General features: G+C 63.1%; 21 protein-coding genes. 16 read left to right on the forward strand and 5 right to left on the reverse strand.

Annotated features, from left to right (window positions below):
- The first annotated feature begins 7 nt into the window (after positions 1-7).
- Complete coding sequence (locus RHM57_RS00005) at positions 8-646, forward strand: flavin reductase family protein (protein ID WP_322136682.1); 639 nt, start codon at positions 8-10, stop codon at positions 644-646.
- A gap of 566 nt (positions 647-1,212) precedes the next feature.
- On the opposite strand, the gene RHM57_RS00010 is transcribed toward RHM57_RS00005, so the two are convergent.
- A complete protein-coding gene (locus tag RHM57_RS00010; protein WP_322136681.1) occupies positions 1,213-1,818 on the reverse strand; it encodes a hypothetical protein in 606 nt (201 codons plus the stop codon).
- Between the two features lie 454 nt (positions 1,819-2,272).
- On the opposite strand from RHM57_RS00010, the gene RHM57_RS00015 reads away from it, so the two are divergent.
- The 7 genes from RHM57_RS00015 to RHM57_RS00045 all read left to right on the forward strand — a co-directional run bounded on the left by RHM57_RS00015 (position 2,273) and on the right by RHM57_RS00045 (position 8,026).
- The gene (locus RHM57_RS00015; protein ID WP_322187975.1) at positions 2,273-3,406 is read left to right on the forward strand and encodes an acyl-CoA dehydrogenase family protein; all 1,134 of its coding nucleotides are present in this window, start codon (positions 2,273-2,275) and stop codon (positions 3,404-3,406) included.
- A gap of 7 nt (positions 3,407-3,413) precedes the next feature.
- Positions 3,414-4,238, forward strand: coding sequence for a phosphate/phosphite/phosphonate ABC transporter substrate-binding protein (locus RHM57_RS00020; protein WP_322136679.1), 825 nt, complete (start codon positions 3,414-3,416; stop codon positions 4,236-4,238).
- 29 nt (positions 4,239-4,267) lie between these two features.
- Positions 4,268-5,230, forward strand: a complete 963-nt coding sequence (locus tag RHM57_RS00025; protein ID WP_322187973.1) for a radical SAM protein — start codon at positions 4,268-4,270, stop codon at positions 5,228-5,230.
- 17 nt (positions 5,231-5,247) lie between these two features.
- Positions 5,248-5,793, forward strand: a complete 546-nt coding sequence (locus RHM57_RS00030) for a DoxX family protein (RefSeq protein WP_322187971.1) — start codon at positions 5,248-5,250, stop codon at positions 5,791-5,793.
- Positions 5,790-6,182, forward strand: a complete 393-nt coding sequence (locus RHM57_RS00035) for a hypothetical protein (protein WP_322187969.1) — start codon at positions 5,790-5,792, stop codon at positions 6,180-6,182. Before RHM57_RS00030 ends, RHM57_RS00035 begins: the two co-directional genes overlap by 4 nt.
- Positions 6,183-6,450: 268 nt before the next feature.
- The gene (locus RHM57_RS00040) at positions 6,451-7,269 is read left to right on the forward strand and encodes a hypothetical protein (RefSeq protein WP_322187967.1); all 819 of its coding nucleotides are present in this window, start codon (positions 6,451-6,453) and stop codon (positions 7,267-7,269) included.
- A 52-nt stretch (positions 7,270-7,321) separates the two neighbouring features.
- Complete coding sequence (locus tag RHM57_RS00045) at positions 7,322-8,026, forward strand: TIGR04282 family arsenosugar biosynthesis glycosyltransferase (protein WP_322135538.1); 705 nt, start codon at positions 7,322-7,324, stop codon at positions 8,024-8,026.
- Between the two features lie 263 nt (positions 8,027-8,289).
- Here the strand turns inward: RHM57_RS00045 and RHM57_RS00050 are convergent, their stop codons facing one another.
- The gene (locus RHM57_RS00050; RefSeq protein WP_322189240.1) at positions 8,290-8,985 is read right to left on the reverse strand and encodes an alpha/beta hydrolase; all 696 of its coding nucleotides are present in this window, start codon (positions 8,983-8,985) and stop codon (positions 8,290-8,292) included.
- 254 nt (positions 8,986-9,239) lie between these two features.
- On the opposite strand from RHM57_RS00050, the gene RHM57_RS00055 reads away from it, so the two are divergent.
- From RHM57_RS00055 to RHM57_RS00065, 3 genes are all read left to right on the forward strand, one after another.
- Positions 9,240-10,531, forward strand: a protein-coding gene (locus RHM57_RS00055) for an IS3 family transposase (protein ID WP_322189242.1) whose coding sequence is annotated in 2 segments (ribosomal slippage) — positions 9,240-9,510 and positions 9,510-10,531 — 1,293 coding nt in all. Because the reading frame shifts where the segments join, the coding sequence is not laid out codon by codon here.
- Positions 10,532-10,697: 166 nt separating this feature from the next.
- Positions 10,698-11,018, forward strand: coding sequence for a hypothetical protein (locus RHM57_RS00060; protein WP_322136672.1), 321 nt, complete (start codon positions 10,698-10,700; stop codon positions 11,016-11,018).
- An 8-nt stretch (positions 11,019-11,026) separates the two neighbouring features.
- A complete protein-coding gene (locus RHM57_RS00065; RefSeq protein ID WP_322136671.1) occupies positions 11,027-11,878 on the forward strand; it encodes a hypothetical protein in 852 nt (283 codons plus the stop codon).
- A gap of 203 nt (positions 11,879-12,081) precedes the next feature.
- Here the strand turns inward: RHM57_RS00065 and RHM57_RS00070 are convergent, their stop codons facing one another.
- A complete protein-coding gene (locus RHM57_RS00070) occupies positions 12,082-13,521 on the reverse strand; it encodes an IS1182 family transposase (RefSeq protein ID WP_322135178.1) in 1,440 nt (479 codons plus the stop codon).
- Positions 13,522-13,729: 208 nt separating this feature from the next.
- On the opposite strand from RHM57_RS00070, the gene RHM57_RS00075 reads away from it, so the two are divergent.
- Complete coding sequence (locus RHM57_RS00075) at positions 13,730-14,149, forward strand: hypothetical protein (protein ID WP_322189244.1); 420 nt, start codon at positions 13,730-13,732, stop codon at positions 14,147-14,149.
- A gap of 50 nt (positions 14,150-14,199) precedes the next feature.
- Here RHM57_RS00075 and RHM57_RS00080 read toward each other — a convergent pair whose 3' ends face one another.
- Entirely contained in the window at positions 14,200-15,465 is a 1,266-nt protein-coding gene (locus tag RHM57_RS00080) for an IS256 family transposase (protein ID WP_322141107.1), read from the reverse strand.
- Positions 15,466-15,656: 191 nt separating this feature from the next.
- On the reverse strand, positions 15,657-16,622 hold the full coding sequence (locus RHM57_RS00085; RefSeq protein ID WP_322189245.1) for a DMT family transporter: 966 nt from the start codon (positions 16,620-16,622) through the stop codon (positions 15,657-15,659).
- Between the two features lie 28 nt (positions 16,623-16,650).
- On the opposite strand from RHM57_RS00085, the gene RHM57_RS00090 reads away from it, so the two are divergent.
- The 4 genes from RHM57_RS00090 to RHM57_RS00105 all read left to right on the forward strand — a co-directional run bounded on the left by RHM57_RS00090 (position 16,651) and on the right by RHM57_RS00105 (position 20,518).
- A complete protein-coding gene (locus RHM57_RS00090) occupies positions 16,651-18,060 on the forward strand; it encodes a PLP-dependent aminotransferase family protein (RefSeq protein ID WP_322136669.1) in 1,410 nt (469 codons plus the stop codon).
- Between the two features lie 526 nt (positions 18,061-18,586).
- Positions 18,587-19,078 (forward strand): GNAT family N-acetyltransferase, encoded by a 492-nt coding sequence (locus tag RHM57_RS00095; protein WP_322136668.1) that lies wholly within the window; start codon positions 18,587-18,589, stop codon positions 19,076-19,078.
- Between the two features lie 615 nt (positions 19,079-19,693).
- Entirely contained in the window at positions 19,694-20,110 is a 417-nt protein-coding gene (locus tag RHM57_RS00100; RefSeq protein WP_322136667.1) for a hypothetical protein, read from the forward strand.
- 9 nt (positions 20,111-20,119) lie between these two features.
- Positions 20,120-20,518, forward strand: coding sequence for a MerR family transcriptional regulator (locus RHM57_RS00105; RefSeq protein WP_322136666.1), 399 nt, complete (start codon positions 20,120-20,122; stop codon positions 20,516-20,518).
- Positions 20,519-20,603: the final 85 nt, after the last annotated feature.

Here is a 20,603-nt window from a genome sequence, read left to right on the forward strand (position 1 = left end):
GAAGCCCATGCCGACGCACACCGTGATTGATCCTGCCATCCTCTACTTCGGAACACCCGTTGCGCTTCTCAGTACGATCGACCGCGACGGTGCCACTAATACGTCCCCGATGTCGTCCGTTTTCTGGCTTGGCCAGACTGCCCTCCTTGGCATGGGCGCCCGGTCCTTGACTGCACAGAACCTTCTCGACACCCGCGAGTGCGTCATTAACCTCCCCACTGCCGAACTAGTCGAGGCGGTAGACAGGATAGCGTTGACGACCGGTCGCATGCCCGTCCCTCCTGGCAAGGCTGGCGTTGGCTATCGATACGAGCCCGACAAGATAGCCTGTGCCGGTTTGCATGCCCGACCTGGTGACACCGTCCGAGCGGAACGGATCGACGAATGCCCGGTTAATCTCGAAGCCCGCATCGTTCATTCGCGTCCCCTCGAGAAAGATGACCCGGCCGATGGCGACACGTTCATTTTCGAAGCCAGGATCACGAGGGTGCATGTCCACGAGTCGATCCGCGTGAAAGGGTCGAAGAATCGTATCGATCCGAACTTGTGGCGGCCTCTGATCATGAATTTTCAGCGTTTTTACGGACTCGGCGACGAGTTGCATCCCTCGCGTTTGGCTCAGACGGACGAGGAGTGGTACCGCTAATGGCGCCCTGACAGCTCATCTCGCCAACGAGAAGCCCTGGCGCCTTGCCGAATCGGTGATCAGGAATGCGACGAAATGCCCTAACCGGGCCGTCTGAACACGGCAAAACGCGATCGAGAAGTGCCGAACGTCGGTGTCGTTCGTAGAACTGGACGGGCATTCTATTGTTGTGAGTGCAGGTTACGCACGTGGAGCCAGATCGTGATGGCGAAGAGTGGAATGTGGCGTGCCGGAAGATTTCTGGCAAACCAGACTGGCAGGTACGTCGGTGGCTGAGCCGCGTTCATCGCCCAGCGACTTTGCGAATCCCGTCAGCGGGCACCTCCCTGCACCGGCGATGAAAACCATTGACTCAGCGCCGATGATCGTCGAAAAGCGGCATCGGCGGTCTCCGGCGAGACTGCAACGGATGACGGATTAGAAGCCGCGATGGTTCGAGCAATCGGCGACGCCGTCTTGATGTGGTGGACATCGATGGCTTGGCTCGGGCATCTCGGAGCGTTTGGAGATCTTGGAGTCGAGCTTGGTGAAGGACTCGCACCGAAGCCCTGAACATTTTCCGTGGCTCAAAGATCACCAAGTCCGTCATCGTCCGTTCGATTGTGCAATGCGATCCGGATGGCATCTCGCAGCAATCCGTCTTGCCTCTCAGCCTCGACTCGCGCAGCGTCGATTTCGGCGTATGCCTTCATTCCCGCGTCGCACACTTTGGGGATTTTTGCTTGGAGGATCTGTTTTCTTACCGTGTCCTCGTCGGCTTTGTTGCAGGCGTTCCAAGCGTTCAGTACGGATCGTCGAGCGATGGCTTCTGCGCGCCCGGATAAAGCGAATCGATCGGTTGATTCGTACTGTTGAGGGATATCGACACCTTCGATCTTGCCCATGTTTAGTACGGCGCTTCTGTGCTGGCTCCGTTGGGCGATGAAAGTCAAAATATCGGCGTAGAGGAGCATCTGCTTTTCCAGCAGCCGCGCCTGCCTATCTGCCGTGATCGTGCGCTTCAGAGAGGCGTCCGAATTCTCCCCAGCGCGCTTTGTAGCTCGACTGGTATTCCAGAAACCGAACAATGCCACTACCAGCACGGCCAACGGCGGGAGCCACACTGAGACTGGCACGCCGATGATCGACCCGGCAGCGGGCGCTTTCGATAGGGCCGTTGTAAGGATGTCCATTCGGACAGCGTAGCGACGCGCTTTCCATCATTTGACTATGGTCTCGGCTACCTTTGCGGTCAAAGGAGAAGCATGAAGATCGCACCACCCCGGGGTTCGACGACCGGCTGAGGCTCGGCACTCATACGCCGACCGTCGGGATCCTGATCTGCGGCCACCGAAACGACTCGACGCTCCGGTACGCGCTCGGCCGTGCAGGATCCCCAATGGCCGTCGCGACCTATACCTATGACGGCTTTCCCGACGCGGAGAAACGAGCACTTCCTCCTGCCGAACGGTTGCTTGCCGCGTTCAACCGCCGGTCGATGCGATGGCAGTCAGCAATGAGCCCCCCGCACCGTTAGACACTCGTAACTATTTTCTTGCAGCCCTGACATTCCTGTGGGGGATACTGAGCTGGTCGATCCCGCTTGAGCGGTGTCGAAAAAATTGAGCAGCGATGCCAGGAGACCGGATGACCATGACGCAGTCGACCCTCCAAGAAGCTGTAGCGCGGGTAACGGCAGTAGCCGCCGCTCACGCCCAACAGGTTGATGCCGATGGCAGCTACCCTGTTGATTCAGTCGCGGCACTCAGGTCGAGCGGGCTGCTCGGCCTGGTGATCAGCGAGGACGCTGGCGGCATGGGGGCCGGGCCGGTCGAGTTCACGGAGGTGCTGAGCGCAATTGCGGTGGCGTGCGGCTCTACCGCGATGATCTACCTGATGCATGTCGCGGCCGCGGTGACGGTGGCATCCGCCCCGCCTGCCGCGATGCCGGAACTTCTCTCGCGGATGGCTTCGGGCGAGGTGCTCGGTACGCTCGCGTTCAGTGAGAAGGGGTCGCGATCGCACTTTTGGGCTCCCGTGTCCGAGTCGGTAGTCGACGGGGCTGGCCTTCGCTTCACGGCCTATAAAAGCTGGGTGACCTCGGCCGGGTATGCCGACGTGTATGTGATGTCGTCGAAGAGTGCGGTCGACCCGGAGACCGTCGACCTGTACGCGATCCCGGCGGCGACGCCGGGTTTGGATATCGCCGGTCCGTGGAGCGGATTGGGGCTGCGCGGCAATGCGTCGAGCCCGATGACGGTAGCGGTCACTATTCCGTCCAGTTATCGTCTCGGTGAGCCGGGCAGCGGGTTTGGCACGATGATGGCCACCGTGCTTCCCTGGTTCAACCTGGGCAACTCCGCAGTGTCGCTCGGGCTCTGCACCGCAGCTGTTGATGCCGCGGTCGCACACGTGACCGGTGCCCGGCTGGAGCACCTGGACCAGGCTCTGTCCGCTTTGCCAACGATTCGGGCACAGATCGCGAAGATGAGCATCGCGTTGATGGCGCAGAAGTCCTACCTTGCACAGGCGGCCGCGAAAGTGGCGAGCCCCGCCGAGGATACTCCGTTGTTCGTGCTCGGGGTGAAGGCCTCCGCGAACGATGCCGCGTTGATGATCACCGAATCGGCGATGCGGGTGTGTGGCGGAGCGGCGTTCTCAAAACACCTACCTATCGAGCGGGCCTTCCGGGATGCGCGTGCGGGGTCGGTCATGGCCCCGACCGCCGACGTGCTTTACGACTTCTACGGGAAGGCTGTCACCGGCCTTCCGCTGTTCTGAGCGCCTGATGTCGAAACTCGTCGGAGCGCCCCTGCTCATTGGAGCGGTCGCTTACACGCCCAACGTTGTTCCCATCTGGGAAGGCATTCGCGAATATTTCGATGAACCGGATACGGCGATGGATTTCCTGTTGTTTTCGAACTATGGCCGCTTGGTCGACGCGCTGCAAGCGGGGATGATCGACATCGCCTGGAACACGAATCTTGCGTATGCGCGGGCTGTGCTTCAGACCGACGGGCACGTGCGGCCACTGGCCATGCGCGACACGGACGCCACATTTTCGACGGTGTTCGTCGCGGCCTCGGGAAGCGGCTGGTCCGGCCCCGGCGATATCGCGACCCGGCGCCTGGCACTCGGATCGGCAGACTCAGCGCATGCCGCGATTCTGCCCTTGCACTATCTGCGCGAAGCCGGAGTGGATGTCGATCACCTGCACATTCAGCGCTTCAACAGTGACATCGGCAAGCACGGTGACACCGGTCGCAGTGAGCTGGACGCGATCGATGCGGTGCTTGCCGGTGACGCTGATGTCGCTGCGATCGGTATCACGGTGTGGGAGAACATCGGCCGCGGCGACCTGATGCCGGGCATGCTGGAGCCGGTCTGGCAGACCGAAACCTACTCGCACTGCATGTTCACCGCCCTCGACACCTTGCCCGAGTCGGTCTACGCACCGTGGGTGGCGAAGCTGCTCGCGATGGACTGGGAGGTGCCGGCGCACCGTCGCATCCTCGAATTGGAGGGTCTGACCCGATGGGTCGAGCCACACCTCGAGGGCTACAACGGATTGTTTGCGGCGATCAAGGAGCAGGGCGTGGACGCCCGATGGTAGTCATGGCGCTGATGCGGACCGTGGAGCAAATGGCCGAAGGCGACACGGCAGAGTTTGCGGTGGCGTCGGCGAGCGAACTGGAACTCGTGCGCCGATGGTGCGAGAAAACGGGCAACACCCTCGTCAGCACTTTGATGGTCGAGCAGGACACCGGCCACGTGACCGTGTGCCGGGGCCGGCCACGCAATCCTGGCAGCATGATCCCCGCCGACCGGATGCCCGGAGCGCGGCTCTGGCTCTACACGAACTTTCACTGCAACTTGGCCTGCGACTATTGCTGCGTCGCGTCGTCGCCGAAGACCGACCCGCGCCTGCTCGGCATCGACAACATTCAGGCACTCGTCACCGAGGCCGCCGACTGGGGCGTGAAAGAGCTCTACCTCACCGGCGGCGAACCGTTCCTGCTGCCGGACATCGACGTCATCGTGAGAGCCTGCGTCGACCGGCTGCCGACCACACTACTGACCAACGGGATGCTGTTCCGCGGCCACGGGCTACGCAAACTACAGGCGATGCCACGTCAAGGCTTCGCGCTCCAAATCAGTGTGGACTCACCCACCCCCGAGGTACACGATTCCCACCGCGGTGTCGGCAGCTGGAAACGGGCACTCGCCGGCATCCGAGTCGCACTCGACGAAGGATTCACTGTGCGGGTCGCCGCGACGATCTCGGCGCACGACGACCCGGCCCTCGATCAGCTGCACGCGCTCTTCGACGGGCTTGGGATCCCGCGAGCCGACCAGGTCATCCGCCCCATCGCGCTGCAAGGCGTCGCCGAAGAGGGGGTCGCATTCACGCGCGAATCACTGATCCCCGAGGTGACCGTGACGGCGGACGGTATCTACTGGCATCCCGTCGCCGCCCGTGACGAAAACGCGCTCGTGAGTCGCCAGATACTCCCCCTGGCTCCCGCGCTCGACCGGGTCAGCGAACTCTTCACTCAACAGTGGTCATCGGCAACGTCCGCCACGTCGATGTTCGCCTGCGCCTGAAACGAAAGGAGAACGCGATGACCATCACCCGCACCACCGCACCGGCACATATCAACCAGATTGATTCCGGGCGTCTCACTCGCGCGGTGCTCGCCGCCGTGCGGATCGCCGTGGGGTTGATGTGGCTACAGAATGTGAACTGGAAACGCCCGCCCGACTTCGGGCAAGCCGCGCACGACGGCCTCTACCAGTACACCGCTGACGCCGTGGAGCATCCGGTGCTCGGAGCTTTCAGCTGGCTGGTGCAGAATGTCATCTTCCCCAACTTCGCGCTCTTCGGCTGGGGGGTGCTGATCGCGGAATTCTGTCTCGGCGCGTTCCTGCTCGTGGGATTCCTGACACGCTTCTGGGCGGCCATCGGCATTCTCCAGACCATCGCCATCACTCTCTCGGTGCTGAACACCCCCGGGGAGTGGCAATGGAGCTACTACCTGATGTTCGCAGCGCAATTCGTCCTCCTGGCAACCGCCGCCGGAAGGATCGCCGGCGTCGATGGACTGCTGAGACCCCGGTGGTCGCTCGCCTCGGGCCGGCCGGCTCGGATTGCAATGGCCCTCTCATGAGCGCCACCCCACTTACCGGTGGTACAGCTTCCACCTCAGCAATCTGGCGCACCCGCGGCCTGATCGTCGCCGGTTTCACTGCGCTCAGCTCGTTGTTCTCGCTGCTTGACTACACACCGCTACAGTTCATATCTGTCAACCTTGTGCAAGCACTCGTCTTGGTCGGACTCGGTGCCCTCGCCGCGCTCGGCTGTGCACTGCGAATGCCCGCGCTCCTGTTAGCGGCCGGCGCGATCCTCATCGTCGTCGGGCTGGTTCGCCTCGTCACCTACGCTGCGACTATCGGCATCATCTCCGGTTCTGTCAACGCCGCCGCCCTAATGACCGGACTCGGCACTGCTCTCACCGCCATTTGGATCACCTCATGGCCGATGCCCAAACGTGGTTGAAGACACCACGGTTGATTGGCAGGTCCAACAGGCCCATCGTCACGACCACCAGCGCACTCCGCACCTGAAACGGTGCGAGCCACGCATCCCCCTCGAAAGCCCTTTGCGTTGAGTGGGCAGGCCCCGAACAACCCTCTACAGGGTTGCCACGCGATGCAGCATCAGCACGATCAGAAGCCACAAGCGATGGCCTCCCCGTTGGCGCGCAAGCCGACGGGCTTGCGGGACAGCGTTCGGAGGCGTCGGGGCCGGGCGTAGCCTGCCAAGCATGAAACGGGACGTGGACGAGGACCTGAAGGGCGCGGAATTCCGCGAGTGCAACCTGAAGAACACCCGTCTGATCGGCGTGGTTATGCAGGGCACCGTGATCGACGGGCTGGTGACCAACCTCGTTGTGAACGGCGTCGAAGTCATGGAGAACGTCGAGGCCGAGCTCGACCGTCCTCACCCGGTCCGCCGACTCATCAGATCGGACGACCTGGCCGACGTTCGCCGAGGGTGGCGGCAGCTGCGCACCGGCTGTGCGGCGACCGTGGCGCGCATGCGGCAGTCGCCGGGCATCGAGCACGAGCGTGTGAACGACGAGTGGTCGGCTGTGCAAACGCTGCGCCACCTGGTCTTCGTCCACGACTCGTGGTTTCGGCGCTGCTGTCTCGGGTCGACCGACCGATTCACTCCGATGGGGCTCGGCATCGACTCTGTGCCCGGCCGCGAGGAGGAGGGTCTCGACCCATCGGCGAACCCGACGCTCGACGAGGTGCTGGCGAGCCCAGAGCTCATTGTCGGGCAGGCAGTGTCGGGCAGTCACCGTCGGGCCAGAATAGGTGGTACGTGGTTAGAGACGAGGGGGGCGATGAGATCGACAGGGTTCAAGGCGACCTCGGTTCTTGCTAGCGCGGGCGGACTCCTCACCAATAGCGGAGTCGACGACGCGGTCGACGTGCTGCTTATGATTGTGGCGGCCTCGGCGTCGGGCTCGAACGTTCACCCCGAGGTAGTCAACGCCGCCCGGCCCCCTCTCGCGCGAGGGGATCGGGCAATCGAGGCCGAGATCGGTCGGCCTGCCCATCGTGTGGCAGCGACATGAACACCGTGACCCTGATCGGCGACATGTCCGCCCTGCTGCATGGGGCTCGGCGATGACGGCCGTCGTGGTGATCGCCAAGGAGTGCCTGCCCGGTCGGGTGAAGACCAGGCTGCACCCGCCGCTCAGCCTCGAGCAGGCGGCGCTGCTCGCGGCGGCAAGCCTCGACGACACGCTCGCGGCCGTTGGGGCTCTCCCGGCGACGCGTCGCATCCTCGCCTTCGACGGTGTCACGCCGCCGGTCGCCGCCGACGCCTTCGAGATCCTGCCCCAGACGTCCGGCCGTCTCGACGCACGCCTCGCGGCCATCTTCGACTCCCTCGACGAACCCACCCTCCTCATCGGCATGGACACACCCCAGGTCACCACGGCGCTGCTCGAGCCGGTCTTCACCGACTGGGACGACACCACGGATGCCTGGTTCGGCCCAGCGAACGACGGCGGCTTCTGGGCGCTCGCGCTCGGCGACCCGCGCGGCCTGCTGTCGCGTCGCGTGCAGTCGAGCGGCGTGCTGTCGCGTGGCGACCTGATCCGCGGCATCCCGATGTCCCAGGACGACACCGGCGCCCGGCAGCTCGCCCGCCTGCACGAGGCCGGGCTCCGGGTGCGGCGGCTCCCACACCTCACCGACGTCGACACGGTCGCCGATGCCGACCGGGTGGCGGCCCTCGCCCCCGGGGGCCGGTTCGCGGCGAGCCTCGCCACGATGCGGCCCGCGGTGCCAGGCAGGCCCGACGCGGGGCTGACACCGAGCGGGTAGGAGCTGTCGCCGGGCCAGTGATGCATCCGACCTCGCTAGTGTCCTGCGCCGTTAGCGTTAGTTCGTTGTAGAAGTCTGCTGAGGGATTCGAGGATCTGTTCGGCGGGCTTGGTCCAGATGAATGACTTCGGGTTCTCGTTCCAACCCTTGACCCATTTGCGGATGTCGGATTCGAGGGCTTGAAGGTTTTGCCGAGGCGTCCCGGACACACGCGGGCCCGGTGGTTGAACGTTGTCTGGCGGCATCACATGGCTGCGGTTCAGCTATTCAGCTGACTCGAGCCATGTGTCTACGGCGTCTCGTGCGGCGGCGGGCCGTTCATGGAACAGGAAGTGGCCGGCGCCCTCGATGATGGTGAATGTGGCTGCGGGCATTGCGGCGGTTGTTTCTTCGGCGGCGGCGAGGGGGATGAGGCGATCTGCAGCCCCGTGGATGATCGCCGTGGGACACGTTATCGACGGCAGTATCGAGCGGAGGTCAGAGCGCTGAACGACAGCACGCTGTTGGCGCAGGAAGGCGCCCGGGCCAACTGGCGCTGTCATGGCCCGCCATGTGGCCAGCAGCGCCTGGTCAGACTCGTTGTTGGCTGCGACGACGCCGGGGAAGGCGGCGTCGACGAGGGCGTCGAAATGCCCGTCCTCGACGAGTGCGGATTGGCTGGACCGCGCCTTGACCTGCTCTGTGGTGTCGGCTCGGGCGGACGTGCTCACGAGGGCGAGGGCGGTGACTCGGTCGGGTGCTTGCCGGACGACTTCCAAGGCGACGTACCCTCCCATGCTGGTACCAAGAATGGCGAATTCTCCGGCGTTCTCGCGGAGAATCCGTTCAGCCATTGCCGCGATCGTGTCGTCATGGCGGGTATCGGCAATGGTGACCTGACCGTGGGACCAGACAGTGTCGATCACCGGCGCGTAAGCGAGGGGGGAGCAGAGCAGCGGCGGAACCAGGACGATCTTCATGAATCCATTCTCACCCGACCCACCGACAGTCAAGTCGAACGCCACCTCGTAACGTCCAGTTGGATGAGGCAAGCGTGAGTTCATTTGGCTTGTTCTGCCTGGATGGTTGAGGTTGGTGCGTCGATCCAGGCCGCGGCTGGGGAGGCGAGGAACTTTGGCTCGCCTCTGGTGCTGAAACGCTCGCGGTTCCCCTTACGGGTCAGTGAACCGTCCCGGTTTTCCTGCCGCTTTCTTTCTGGTGAAAGGATTCGGATATGCCCAAGAAACACCCAACAGAGGTTCGCGAACGAGCGGTCCGTATGACCCTTGACCGTTTGAAGGATTACCCATCGATGTGGGCCGCGTGCCGCGACCTTGCACCGAAGCTCAATATCGGCGCGGAAACGCTCCGGAAGTGGGTCACCCAGGCCCAGGCCGATGCCGGCGAACGTAGCGGGCCCACAAGCGAAGAGCTCGAGGAAATCAAGCGCTTGAAGCGCGAGAACCGCGACCTTCGAGAAACGAACGACATCCTCAAAGCAGCCGCGTCTTTCTTCGCGAGGGAGCTCGACCCTCGCAACCGTCCATAGTCGCTTTCATCGTTCAGATGAAGGCGAATGGCCATGGAGTCGAGTTGACGTGTGGCGTCCTGCGCGAGCAGGGCGTTGCTGTCACTTCACGGTCATTTCGGGCATGGAAGACCCGCGCCGCCGCAGCGCGAGTTCAGAGCGACGCTGCCCTCGTCGATCGGCTCAAAGCGTTGAAGGCGCGAGATACCCAGGGCCGTCAGCAACCTGAGATTCTCTACGGTCGGCGGAAGATGACGGCGTGGCTGAACCGAGGCGAGTTCGCCGGCGTTTCCAAGCACACGGTCGACCGGTTGATGCGCCTCGAGGGCATGAATGGCCTCGTAAGGGGCCATAAGCCCCGGGAGTCGGCGTCGGCTGGCAAGGACTCACCGCGAGCTCCTGACTTGCTCAAACGTAACTTCAGTGCGCCCCGCCCTAACCATTCCTGGGTCACGGACTTCACCTACGTACCAACGTGGGGCGGCTTCGTCTACGTAGCTTTCGCAATCGACTTGTACTCCCGAGCGATCGTGGGCTGGCATGCGTCAACGGCCAAAGACACGCCGTTCGTGGAAGTCTGTTTGAACATGGCGCTCTGGCGTCGCGATCGCGCCGGCCACGCCGTGGGGCCCGGTTTGATACATCACAGCGATGCCGGATCTCAATACACATCGATTAAATTCACCGAGACTGTCGCTCTGGAAGGGCTCATCGCCTCGATCGGAACTATCGGTGACGCGTACGATAACGCGGCCGCGGAGACCGTCATGGGGCTCTACAAAAACGAGGCCGTGGCGAAGAACTCACCCTTCATGACGGGGCCGTTGAAGACTCTCGCGGACGTCGAGAAACTCACCTTCGATTGGTTGGATTGGTACAACAATCGGCGCCTGCACAGCGCGCTCGGGAACATGCCGCCCGAAGAATATGAACGCAACTACTACGCTGAAACAAACGGCCCGATAGATATCGAAGCCGCCAACAAAACGGCGGCATGAAAACCGGGACGGTTCACAGTGCTGTCCTCTCGCAAACATTGCGCTCCGAATTTTTCCTGGCACTTTCTATCGGCTCAGCTACGCAGCAGTTATCAGGAACGCTTCTCGACAAATAATTCGAACTCGACTCAATTACGGCGACAACACCTCACTGGGCGACGATGTCGTGCTCCGCGGCGCAGACGAACCAACCGATACGTCAGCTGAGGGCGGTCAGAAATTTCTGAGTGGACCTCGCGGCGCACAGAACTGGGAATTCGTTCAACTGCACCGCTACTTCTGGGATCCCTTGTTTCCGCCCAGTGAATCCATCGCCTTGGGTCAGGCCGTGTTCGATGCCCCGGAGCAGCACCTGGACGTCAGATTTGCCTTGGGCCAGACCCTTGTCAATGATTGCCAGACCAATGCTTCGATCAGTGCGGATGACGAGTTGGTGCTTCTCCTCAACGGCCGTGCCAACGGCACCCCCTACAACTGCAAACCGTGAGGACCATCATGAGAAAACGCACTCGTTTCGGCTTGGCCGGCCTCGCCGCCATCGGCCTGGCAGCACTGGTCGTCGCTAACCTTCCCGGTCACGCGGAAGTGGCCGTGAATTTCAGCGATCCCAGCGTCGGCTTCCGTGACCAAGCCAGCGGCGCATACCTGCGCATCGACCTGGACTCCACGGCTGCTGGAGTGGGCCAGTTCTACTTCAGCGCACCGGGCGTGGGACTCGTCGTCCCCGCGAAGCCGGCGACCCTGGACCCACACAGCGCCCACGACGAACAGTTCCGCTTCAACGGTGCCGGCACCCAGTATGCCTCGGCCGTGCTGACCAGCGACATCGCCCAACCCGTCCCGAGCGGGGCATCCAGCAACGCAACTATCAAAATCATTGGTCATGACGACCCGACCGCGCGCGCCGCGAACGTGGAAGTGTGGATCAACGGCAAGCACTTCACCCTGAAAGCTGCGCCCGCCCCGCACAACGCCGGCCCCACCCTGACCGCGGTCATCACAGCGCTCAAGGCAACAGACCTGGGTGCGCTCTACGATCTGGGAGACCCGAGCCTGCGAAACGGGCTCACCCGGGAACAGTTCGTCGCCACCATCGGCGCTACCGGCGGCGGCAGCGTCACAGGTTTGGCTCCCACAGGCGCCACGACGTACGTCACAACCAGTGCCGGGGCGGACTTCGCGCTCACCCCGATCACCTTCGACTACGTCAAGAACGGTGCTCCCGGTGAAGTCACAGCCCACCTCCGCCTCATCTACACCGGAGGCCAGTGGCGTTACATGACCATGCAACCAGACAACGCGCCCTCGAACTCGGACAGCAACACGCCTGACCCGACCGTGCCCTAGGAGCGTGAGTCAGTAACGCCTATTCGGCTTTGATGCCAATGAATGCCTCCGATGTCGTCGGGTTGGGTTGGGGCGTTGCCGACGCGATCGTCGTGGGCTGGGGCTCTGTATCCGTTCGCGTGCCGATCGAAAATAGGGCCACGGCCGTGTTGACGACGCAGGGCAGGATCGCTGTCGCCCGTCAGGGCGGTCTTGCCTGGTCTTTAGGTTGCCGGGTGGGGAGTGCTTTGCGTGGCGAGGCGGGCTTTGGTTTGCAGGGTGTGGAGTTTCATTAGGTTGTGGCAGGCGGCGATCAGGTCCCACTCGTGGGCTGCTTGCTCCAACCCGCGCAGCAGCAGGAATTTTCCTTGCCTCGTGTGGATTTGACCGAACACGGGCTCCACGATCGCTTTGCGCCTGGCGTAAACGGCGCGGCCTTTCTTCGTCTTCAACTTCCGGGCCATGCGTTCCCGGAGCGTCGCATCGGCGGGGATCCGGCCCCGAGGAACCTCGGGAACACGTTCGCCATGCTTGACCCGGCCGGTCGCGATGAAGAACTCGGTCCCGCCGTCGCTGGCCGTCTCAATGGTCTTGGCGTAGTCCAGGTTCGCGGCTGAACAATACCCGGCATCGGCGAGGACCTGCCGGGGCAGAACGCCCGTCGTGGTGTGGAGTTTCTCGACCAGGGGCACGACCTGTTCAACATCCACGCCAATATTCGTCAGCGTCGTCGCGACGATGATCTGATGATCCGCATCCACGATGGCCTGCGCGTTGTAGGCGTAATGGAAGGACCCGTCAGCGGTCTTCATGATCCGCGCGTCCGGGTCGGTGAAGTTGCGTTGAGCCTTCGGATTCACGACCGCGTTCTCGGCCGCATCCTCACCCTTCGCCGTGACAGCATCGTCGTCATCGCCCTTATCCCGGGCTTTCTTCTCGGCCTCTTTCCGCGCCCGGGCGGCCGCGTCCGCCTCCAAAGCGGCGCGCGCCTCGGCCAGTTTCACGAGGCGTGATTCCCGCCTCGCGAGCTCCGGCGGCAACTCATCACCGCGTTTGTCTTTCCCGAACCGGGCATCCTCGGCCTCATCGATCGCATCGGCGTCCGCCAGGAGGGCGGAGACTTCATCGGCGAGGACTTTCTGCTTCTCCGTCAACCGGGCGTAACTCATCGCTTTGCGCCTGGACGCGTTCGCCCGGACCTTGGTGCCGTCCAACGCGACCTGCCCCAGCGACACCATCCCAGCCGCACGACACAGTTCCAACGCCTGCAAAAACACGTTCCCCAGGCTCGCGAGGTGCCGTTTCCGGAACCGGGCGATCGAGCGAAAATCCGGTGCCTGCTGCGCGGCCAACCAACGAAAAGCGACCACGTCCACACAGACCCGCTCCAACTCCCGTGACGAGCGAACCCCGACGCAATACCCGTAAAGCAGCACGCGGACCATCAGCCGAGGGTCATAAGGCGGCTGGCCCTTCGACTTCGCGTAGGACGCGTAGAACTTCTTCAGGTCAATTTGAGTTTCGACGATGTCGGCGATGAAACGAGAGAGGTGGTTCTGCGGCAGCCACTCATCCAAAGACGGTGGAACCAACATCACGGCCGCCGGCTCGAACGCCCGGAACCGCTTGTTCACGCCGGCGCCAGCCTCGACTCCGTCGTCCATGACCAGGTCAACATGTTCGAGTTCTGTCGCGGGAAACAAACCATCAAAATCGCTCATAAGCAATTTTCCCAGACCAACAACCCCAGCCCAGGAAATCCGTCGGCGTTTTAAACTTCGCCGTTACTGACCCACGCTCCTAGTATCCCAATTGACCAACGCGACGCGGCAGGCAGGGAGAACGGTGCGAAGAACGACTCGGTTTCTGAGCGTGGTGACCGCAGCCAGCATGTGTTTGCTCTTGCTGACTGGCTGCGTGCCGGGACAATCCATCGACAGCCTGGCCAAACAACCCGAAGCCGCATTGACCTACCCCGGCAGCACCGATGTCCGGATCAACAATGACCCGGGACGGGTTCAATTCGGCCTCGATGGCGGCGACGTGGCCGTCACCGGTATATCCGGGACGACAACCCACACGCAACGCGAGGTCATCGCCTTCTACTCGCGGGCGCTGGCAGCGAACGGCTGGACACAAACCACGGACACTCCCGGTGCCCATACGGAAGCGGGACTGCCATCTCACTGGATCAGTTGGGACAGGACGAAGCTTCATCTCGGCTATCTCGTTGAGGCTTGGACCGAGGGTGCAACCACGAAGTACTACACACAGCTGCGATCGTTTCGGTGATCCGTTGGATTCGGGGTCTGTCAAGTTTTCGGTGTAACTGGGTTTGATTTTTAGTTGTCGCGGATGGAGAGTCGGCCGTTGAAGGTGATGTCGAAGGCGTTGAGGGCTGCCTTCCATCGTTGGGTCCAGCGGGCTCGTCCTTGGCCGGTGGGGTCCAGACTCATCACGGCCAGGTAGACGCATTTCAGGGCGGCTAGCTCGTTGGGGAAGTGGCCGCGGGCGCGGACGGCTTTGCGGATCCTCGCGTTGACGGACTCGATCGCGTTCGTCGTGCAGACGATCCGGCGGATCTCGGCATCGAACTGCAGGAACGGCACGAACTCGGCCCAGCTCGACTCCCACATCCGCACGATCGCCGGGTACTTCTTCCCCCACGCCTCGCCGAACTCAAGGAAGCGTTCCTCGGCCGCGTCGACAGTCGCGGCGGTATAGACCGGCTTCAGGGCCTTCGCTATCTTGTCCCAGTCCTGCCGGGCGGCGTAACGGAAACTGGCCCGCAGCAAGTGCACGACACAGGTCTGGGTGATCGCTTCAGGCCACACGGCCCCGATCGAGTCCGGGAGGCCTTTCAGTCCGTCGCAGACGACCATGCACACGTCCCGGACACCCCGGTTCTTGATCTCGGTCAACACCTGCAGCCAGTACTTCGCTCCCTCGCCACCATCCCCGGCCCAGAGCCCGAGGATGTCGCGGTTGCCCTCGATCGTCACGGCCAGGGCTACGTAGATCGGCCGGTTCGCGACCTGCCCGTCGCGGACTTTGACGTGGATCGCGTCGATGAAAATCACCGGATACACCGGGTCAAGAGGCCGGTTCTGCCACTCCGTCATGCCCTCGAGCACGCGGTCGGTGATCGTGGAAATCGTCGTCTTAGACACCTCGGCCCCATACACCTCAGCCAGGTGAGCGCTGATATCGCCGTGGGTCAGCCCGCGCGCCGACAGCGACAACACCAGCTCGTCCACCCCGGTCAAGCGCCGCTGGTGCTTACGCACGATCTGCGGCTGGAACGAACCGTCCCGGTCTCGCGGCACCTCGATCGGGACCGGGCCGATATCCGTCAGGACCGTTTTCGTCCGGGACCCATTCCGTGCGTTCGAGGCCGACCCGGACCTCTCGTGCTTCTCGTAGCCGAGGTGATCGGTGATCTCGCCCTCGAGTGCGGATTCCAGGACCATCTTCGTCAGCTGGCCCAGCAACCCTTTCTCGCCCGTCAGCGCGAGACCCTGTTCCCGGGCCCGTCCGACCAGCTGGTCCACGAGCCGGCCATCCACCACGTCCTCCTGCTTCACCGTCGCCACGGCTTCGTCCTCCATCACGTCAAGAATCACATCAGTCATCAGGCACCTCCATTGTTAGGAGTTACACCGAAAATCGTATAGTCCCTGGATTCGCGGTCTAATTATAAAGCCATGCCCGTTGATCTCCGCGTCGGAGTAGAGAAGAGGCAACGCTGCGGCGGGATGGACGAAATCTGGCCGCGGATCTGTCGCGCTAGCCGTTCCCCTTACGGGCGGTTGATGGTGGGCATCGCCTCGACCGGTGCTGGTCCATCTGCACTGTCCTCGGCGGAGCGTGTGGGCTTGACGCGATTCAGGCGTGTTCGCACGGCGATGCCAGCGCAGAGGATGACGGCGGTGCCGCCGATGATGGTCTGCCAGGTGAGTTGTTCGTGGAGGATGAGTGCGGCCCAGAGGATGCTGAGGACGGGTTGGATGAGTTGTACCTGGCTGACCTGGGCCATGGGCCCGATCGCCAGTCCGCGATACCAGGCGAAGAATCCCAGGAACATGCTCACCACTCCGAGGTACGCGAAGGCCGCCCATTGGGTGAGCGTGCCGGTAGGTGGCTGGTCAACGATGGCAATTGTCGTCAGGGTGACCATGAGGGGAGCGGCTAGAACGAGGGCCCACGATACGGTTTGCCACGCTCCGATCTCGCGCGCGAGCAGGCCTCCTTCGGCGTAACCGATGGCCGCGGCCATGACAGCACCGAACAGGAGCAGGTCTGACCATTGCAAGCGGATGCCTTCGCCTCCCTGCAGGGACGCGAAGGCTACGGCCACCATGGCTCCGACGGTGGCCATGATCCAGAACGAGAGCGGTGGTCGCTCTTTTCCCCGGATGACAGCCATGACGGCCGTCGCGGCCGGCAGGAGCGCGATGACCACGGCGCCGTGACTGGCTGACGCCGCCGTGAGGGCAAAGGATGTCAGGAGGGGGAAGCCGATGACGACACCACCCGCAACGACGGCGAGGCGAGACCACTGGTGGCCGCGCGGAAGGCGTTGCCGCGTGATGATCAGGGCGGCCGTGGCGAGCACGGCAGCGACGACAGCGCGGCCGGATCCGATGAACAGGGGAGCCATGCTCTCGACGGCCACGCGGGTGAAGGGCACGGTGAAGGAAAACGCGGCGACACCGAGAAACCCCCAGGCGAGGCCGGCCCGTGAGGGTGATAGCGGTGCGGACATCCGATTGATAGCGCTATTATGATCTGACATGGATAACGATAGCAGTTTTCGGATTGTGGCCGCACTGCATGAGTGGATCGCGGGCCGGGCGCCGGGCGCCCGGCTGCCCACCAGCCGGATGCTCGTCGTCGAGTATGGGGCGAGCCCGGTGACGGTGCAGAAAGCCATCCGGACTCTTGTGGGGCAGGGCTTGATCGAAACCCGGCCCGGCGCCGGCACCTTCGTTCGCGCAGTGCGTACCGCTCGGCCGCTCGACTTTAGCTGGCAGACCGCCGCGATGCGTTCGCCAAACAGCCACCTCGGCGCGTTGAATCCTGCGCTACGTGCCGCTCCACAGGGGAGCATTGCTCTGCATTCCGGGTATCCCGACCGGGAGCTGTTACCGGAACGATTGCTCCGGTCGGCGCTGGCTCGCGCGGCCCGAAGCGAGGCGGCTCTGACGCGTTCACCGGTCGCGGGGCTTCCGGAGCTGCAGTCCTGGTTCGCCGGGGAGCTCGGTTCTGCGACACCGGTCGGCGTGACTCCGCCCCTGCCGAGCGATGTCATCGTACTCCCGGGAAGTCAAAGTGGTCTGGCCACGATCTTTCGTGCCCTGGCCACCGCTGGAGCGCCGCTGCTGATGGAATCGCCCACGTACTGGGGCGCGATCCAGGCTGCGGCTCAAGCCGGGGTTGACGTGGTCCCGGTTCCCTCAGGACCCGAGGGGCCCGATCCCGATGACCTCGCTCGGGCGTTCCAGGAAACTGGTTCGCGGGTCTTCTATGCACAGCCGACCTATGCGAACCCGACGGGCGCACAGTGGTCAGAGTCCACCACGACGCAGATCCTCGACGTCGTTCGGGCGCACGGCGCCTTCCTGGTCGAGGACGATTGGGCCCATGACTTCGGCATCGATACCGACCCGCAACCGGTCGCCGCGCGCGATGACGCCGGCCATGTCGTCTATGTGCGATCCCTCACCAAGAGCGTCTCGCCGTCGCTGCGCGTGGCGGCGATCATTGCCCGGGGTCCCGCCAAAGAACGCATTCTCGCCGACCGCAGTGCAGAATCGATGTACGTCAGCGGGATCCTTCAAGCCGCAGTGCTCGACGTCGTCACCCAACCGGGGTGGCAGACGCACCTGCGCAACCTTCGCCCGCAACTGCGGGCCCGGCGAGACCTGTTACTGACGAGTCTGCGCGAACACGCACCCGACGTGCACATCGCCACCGTTCCGGCGGGCGGTCTGAATTTGTGGGCGCGCCTGCCGGATGGGACGAATCTCGAGCGGCTGGTCGCAGACTGCGAAGCCGCGGGGGTCCTGATCGGTGCCGGCTCGAGTTGGTTCCCGGCCGAGGCCACCGGCCCCTTCATGAGGCTCAACTACTCCGGACCCAACCCCGGGGCATTCCCCGACGGAGCCCGCATCATCGGCCAAGCACTTTTGTCCAATTACTGACGGTGCCCCTGACCCGCGAGCGCGTCTGCTCGAACGCACCGCGCATAGTTGGCGACCGCGGGACTACTGTCTCACCTGCCCCGTAGGGGGTTGGCCAATTGGTCTTCCTCTTCCGTGGCGCTTCACTCAGGGGCGAGTATCGTCCATGACGTGGAAACCTCCTCGCAGCGGTCTGCGCGATTGCACGCCAGCAGCCAAGCGCTCTGGCGGATGGCCAAGTTCGGGTGGGGCCTGGCGCTCCTGATACTTGTCCTCTCAATCGTCGAGCTCTTCCTCACCTGGCCACAGGGAATTGTGCAAGTGACACGGTACGTAGCGTTGGCTCCGGCCGTCATAGCTTCAGGCTTCTGGGGAGGGTCGAGAGCGCGCGAGCGGGATTCTTTGATCGCCGAGGTGGAAGGTGACGAGCCTCCGATTGACGAATAGTGCGCCGTCGTATTCGACGTCCGGCTAACGGGCGCGGACTTCAACGAGGTATCTGGATTCTGGGCAGATCGCCCCGCGCTCGAGAAGTACTCTGGAACGCATGATGCCTGCGTTGCCGATCCTCATCTCTGCGACATCGCCGACGTCCGCTGAAGCCAAGGATGTGTCGTTTCGGTACTACGAAGACATTGTGGGTCGCTACCATGGGCGACCTGCATCACGGCAGGAGATTTTGGATGCCCAGGCCGGGTACTCCAGTGATGACCTTGTCGCACCACGGGGGATTCTTTTACTCGCCCGTCAAGGGCTCACGGTTCTCGGCTGCGCAGGATTGCGGGTTCGCCCCGGCGAGATCGGCGAGGTGACGAGAGTCTTCGTGGAACCGACGGCACGAGGTAAGGGCGTGGGACGCCTGCTCATGGAGGAACTGGAGCGCGAATCCCGCGAACTGGGACTGGATGCGTTGCGGTTGGACACGCGAACCGACCTCGTCGAGGCGCGACGCCTGTACGCGTCGCTTGGCTTCATCGAGGGGGAAGCGCACAATACGGACCCCTACGCGAACCACTGGTTCCGCAAAGAACTGCTGTGAAGTCATGACAGGCGCGGACAGCACGCCAGGCCCCGGACCGGTTCCGGAGCTTCTTGTCACCTCTCTTGAGGAGAGTTTAGATTTCTGGTGCCGTCTCTGCGGATGTGAGATGCTGTATGACCGCCCCGAGGAGGGGTTTTCCTACATCACCAGTGGCACGGCACACATGATGCTCGAGCAAAGGGGCGTGGGGGCGAAACTGGGTGCCAGCTGCGTTGGATCTGCCTTTGGGTCGCGGCGTCAATTTCCAGATCTCCGTAGCGTCGATTGACCCGATCGTAGGTGCTCTGGAGCCGGAGACGAAGTGGTACCGGACAGGCCAGACCGGGGCTGGCGTAGTTCAGTTTCTCGTGCAGGACCCGGATGGGTACTTGATCCGATTCCAAGCATCGCTGGGCCGAAGGTCTGTCGCCCTTGTCGTGTAAGGGGTTCCGCTTGCGGGCATCTCACCTGGTCATCGCTCCGATGCCTGATCCAGTCGCCTGGGCGCCCGTTCAACGTCCGGCTTGCGGGCATTGTAGGGACGCCAACATCACGATGTGTCTGATTATGTGTGAGCGACCTTCGGTCCACGGATTTGACCCTGCACTATGGTGCAGGGTCAACAGTGGGGGAATGACTTCCTCGGCTGTTCGAAACACTGTCCGCATATCCGCTTTCTACGATCTGATTGTCACTGCTGGCTTCGCATTGCCGTTCACAGCACCAGCTCTCTTCGAAGGATTCGGAGCGCTTCAGGTAGCCCTTGGGCTCCCTGGTTCAGTGCCCGATGCGGGCGATGTGTTTACCCTGATGTTCGCCAACTTGATGGGATCGCTGGTGGTGGTGTGGTCGGTGTTCAGGCTTGCGCGCCCATCGAGGGCAGCAGGCGCCGCGGACACTGCAGCAAGGTTCCTTTTCTCGCTCGGGATGGCGGCAGCCCTGATTCACGGCGCGTCGCCGCTCGTGCTTGGCATGCTCATCCTCGAGGTGGTGTGGGCTATCGTGCAGGGAGCTGTCATGGCCTCCGCCCGCCTTCCAGTAGTGGCTTAGAGTCGGCTTGTGCTAATAGCAGAACTAGCCCTGCGAGCCGGGGTTAAAATATCTACGGTTAGGTTCTACGAGCGAACAGGTGTCCTCGCGAAGCCAGAGCGGACAAACAGTGGATACCGCGACTATCGCGACTCCGATGTCCGCCGAATGCGCTTTCTTCGTCGCGGCCAGGAACTTGGTTTCACTTTGGCCGAGTTGCACGAATTCGACCGCTTCTCACAGACAGTACGTGCCGGGAGCGTGACGGCTGGCGACGTCGCGGAGGTTGCTGCGCAAAAGCTCCGCGAGATCGATGAAAAGATCGCTGACCTCCAGCGCACGAGCCTCGCCATCAAGGGACTTCTTGAAGTGCAGTGCGTTGATGCATCAGTGCCTTGCCCAATTGTCAGCGCCCTCGCCGGCCAATAGGGAGACTCCCGCACTAGCGCGCATGAGTGAGAGTGACAGTGCCCGTTGAGCGATCCCCGTGCGTGGTCTTGACCCCGGAGAGTGG

Origin of the sequence: Cryobacterium sp. 10S3 (assembly GCF_034344045.1) — a bacterium.
GTDB classification, from domain to species: Bacteria; Actinomycetota; Actinomycetes; order Actinomycetales; family Microbacteriaceae; genus Cryobacterium; species Cryobacterium glucosi.

Coding starts and splice junctions, on each gene's coding strand:
- RHM57_RS00045 (WP_322135538.1), top strand. CDS start 7,322: ATGACGGCCGTCGTGGTGATCGCCAAGGAGTGCCTGCCCGGTCGGGTG.
- RHM57_RS00080 (WP_322141107.1), bottom strand. CDS start 15,465: ATGGAGGACGAAGCCGTGGCGACGGTGAAGCAGGAGGACGTGGTGGAT.
- RHM57_RS00020 (WP_322136679.1), top strand. CDS start 3,414: ATGTCGAAACTCGTCGGAGCGCCCCTGCTCATTGGAGCGGTCGCTTAC.
- RHM57_RS00040 (WP_322187967.1), top strand. CDS start 6,451: ATGAAACGGGACGTGGACGAGGACCTGAAGGGCGCGGAATTCCGCGAG.
- RHM57_RS00090 (WP_322136669.1), top strand. CDS start 16,651: ATGGATAACGATAGCAGTTTTCGGATTGTGGCCGCACTGCATGAGTGG.
- RHM57_RS00030 (WP_322187971.1), top strand. CDS start 5,248: ATGACCATCACCCGCACCACCGCACCGGCACATATCAACCAGATTGAT.
- RHM57_RS00005 (WP_322136682.1), top strand. CDS start 8: ATGCCGACGCACACCGTGATTGATCCTGCCATCCTCTACTTCGGAACA.
- RHM57_RS00070 (WP_322135178.1), bottom strand. CDS start 13,521: ATGGACGACGGAGTCGAGGCTGGCGCCGGCGTGAACAAGCGGTTCCGG.
- RHM57_RS00050 (WP_322189240.1), bottom strand. CDS start 8,985: ATGAAGATCGTCCTGGTTCCGCCGCTGCTCTGCTCCCCCCTCGCTTAC.
- RHM57_RS00035 (WP_322187969.1), top strand. CDS start 5,790: ATGAGCGCCACCCCACTTACCGGTGGTACAGCTTCCACCTCAGCAATC.
- RHM57_RS00010 (WP_322136681.1), bottom strand. CDS start 1,818: ATGGACATCCTTACAACGGCCCTATCGAAAGCGCCCGCTGCCGGGTCG.
- RHM57_RS00015 (WP_322187975.1), top strand. CDS start 2,273: ATGACCATGACGCAGTCGACCCTCCAAGAAGCTGTAGCGCGGGTAACG.
- RHM57_RS00100 (WP_322136667.1), top strand. CDS start 19,694: ATGACTTCCTCGGCTGTTCGAAACACTGTCCGCATATCCGCTTTCTAC.
- RHM57_RS00025 (WP_322187973.1), top strand. CDS start 4,268: ATGGCCGAAGGCGACACGGCAGAGTTTGCGGTGGCGTCGGCGAGCGAA.
- RHM57_RS00065 (WP_322136671.1), top strand. CDS start 11,027: ATGAGAAAACGCACTCGTTTCGGCTTGGCCGGCCTCGCCGCCATCGGC.
- RHM57_RS00095 (WP_322136668.1), top strand. CDS start 18,587: ATGATGCCTGCGTTGCCGATCCTCATCTCTGCGACATCGCCGACGTCC.
- RHM57_RS00085 (WP_322189245.1), bottom strand. CDS start 16,622: ATGTCCGCACCGCTATCACCCTCACGGGCCGGCCTCGCCTGGGGGTTT.